General features: G+C 57.8%; 3 protein-coding genes. All 3 read right to left on the bottom strand.

Annotation, left to right across the window (positions count from 1 at the left end):
• On the bottom strand, window positions 1-896 hold an 896-nt coding region (gene arcC, locus ACR0DX_RS22670; RefSeq protein ID WP_480847529.1), incomplete at its 3' end, for a carbamate kinase.
• A gap of 3 nt (window positions 897-899) precedes the next feature.
• Window positions 900-1,898 (bottom strand): ornithine carbamoyltransferase, encoded by a 999-nt coding sequence (gene argF / locus ACR0DX_RS22665; RefSeq protein WP_170356927.1) that lies wholly within the window; start codon window positions 1,896-1,898, stop codon window positions 900-902.
• Between the two features lie 59 nt (window positions 1,899-1,957).
• Window positions 1,958-2,212: arginine deiminase family protein (locus tag ACR0DX_RS22660; RefSeq protein WP_480847527.1), on the bottom strand; the 255-nt coding region annotated here is incomplete at its 5' end.

The raw sequence follows: 2,212 nt of genomic DNA, 5'->3' as shown, positions 1-2,212 counted from the left end.
CCTTTTTCGCCACGCACTGCCGCAGGGACTTCAGCAAGGGCGCAAATGATCGCTCGACCGCCCGAGGATCGCACAAAGTCTTGCGCAGCCTGAACCTTGGGGCCCATTGACCCGGCGGGGAAATCGTACTCATCCAATGAATCCGGAGTGATCGATCTAATACCTTTTTGGTCAGGCGTTCCCCAGTTCACGAACACGGCCTCTGCATCTGTAGCGATGACAAAGAAATCTGCTCCAAGGTTCTGCGCCAGAAGGCACGAGGCAAAGTCCTTGTCGATGACGGCTTCGACTCCGACCAGTTTCCGTTCAGCACCTGCCTCGTACATCGTCGGGATGCCACCTCCGCCAGCAGCGATCACGGTCGCGCCCTTTTCCAGGATCCAACGAATCGGTTCGACCTGAAAGATACGTTTCGGGCGGGGCGACGGCACAACGCGTCGCCAGTACTCGCCATCCGGTTTCACCGTCCAGCCCTTGTCAGCCGCCTCTTTCTTGGCGTCCGCTTCGGAATAGACCTGACCGATGAACTTGGTCGGGTTGTCAAAGGCCGGGTCGCTTGGGTCAACCTCGATCATGGTCAACAGGGTGGCGATGTGATGCTCGAAGGGCAGGATGTTGCCAAGCTCCTGCTCGATCATATAGCCGATCATGCCCATCGTTTCGCCGACCAACACGTCCAGCGGGTACTCCTCGACATCCGTATACATGATCTCTTGCAAGGCCAGCATCCCGACCTGCGGACCATTGCCATGAGTGATGACGGTTTCGTGCGCTTCGCAGAGCGGGGCGAGGGCTTCTGCGGCAATCTTCGCGTTCTTGCGCTGATTGTCCGCTGTCATCGCCTCCCCCCGTTTGAGAAGCGCGTTGCCGCCGAGTGCTACAACAACGCGTCCCATGGTTCAGGCTCCCAATGTGGCGACGAGGATCGCCTTGATGGTGTGCATCCGGTTTTCGGCTTGCTCGAACGCTATGTTCATGTCGCTTTCGAACACTTCCTCGGTCACTTCCATCTCGGTGATGCCGAACTGTTCGTGAATGTCCTGACCGACCTTGGTCTCCAGATTGTGGAAAGCGGGCAGGCAGTGCATGAACTTGACGGCTGGATTACCGGTTTTCTTCATCAGATCCATGTTGACCTGATAAGGGCTCAGCAGCTTGATCCGCTCAGCCCAGACTTCTTTAGGCTCACCCATCGACACCCAGACATCGGTATGAATGAAGTCCGCGCCCTCTACGGCCGAGGTATCGTCGGTGATGGTCACACGTGCGCCGGTCTTTTCAGCCCGCTCCATCGCCAATTCGCGCACATCGTCATGGGGCTGGGTTTCTTTCGGAGAAATCATCCGGACGTCGCAGCCCATGATCGCGCCCAACATCAGCAGCGAGTTACCCATGTTCGACCGACAGTCGCCTGAGTAGGCATAGACAATGTCCTTGCGGGGCTTGTCGGCATGCTCGATCATGGTTTGCATATCCGCGAGCATCTGTGTTGGATGCCAATCGTCCGTTAGGCCATTGTAGACCGGGACGCCAGCATAGTCTGACAACGTCTCAACCATATCCTGACCCGCTCCGCGAAATTCGATCCCGTCGAACATACGGCCCAATACACGAGCCGTGTCTTTCATCGACTCCTTATGCCCGATCTGCGAGCCCGACGGATCGAGATAGGTGATATTCGCGCCCTGATCGTAGGCGGCCACTTCGAAGGCGCACCGGGTTCGCGTCGAAGTTTTCTCGAAAATCAGGCAGATGTTTTTGCCGGTCAGCGACGGTTGTTCGGCGCGGGCGTACTTCGCACGTTTGAGGTCGCGGGCCAGATCCAGCAGGTACAGCATTTCACGCTGGCTGAAATCGGCGATTTTCAGATAGCTACGGCCTTTGAGATTGAATGCCATTTTGTCTCTCCCTAACAAAAAATCAGTGGGCGCAGGGCGGAACTGCACCCATGGTAAATTCAATAGGCGGGGTCGCGGTCGATCGGGCAGGTCATGCAGTGGCCACCGCCGCGACCACGCCCCAGTTCCTGACCCGAGATTTCGATCACCTCGACGCCGGCTGCGCGCATCTTGCCATTCGTAAACGTGTTGCGCGCATAGCCGACGACCACACCGGGCGAGAGGGCCACGACGTTATTGCCGTCATCCCACTGTTCGCGCTCGGCCTGGAACTCGTTGCCACCGGTCGAGATGACCTCCAGCGAGTTCAGCCC

The sequence above is a fragment of the Ruegeria sp. D3 genome, assembly GCF_056534465.1.
Note: the sequence above shows the minus strand (reverse complement) of the source record. Positions and strands in the feature narration are given on the sequence as shown.

Coding starts and splice junctions, on each gene's coding strand:
- argF (WP_170356927.1), bottom strand. CDS start 1,898: ATGGCATTCAATCTCAAAGGCCGTAGCTATCTGAAAATCGCCGATTTC.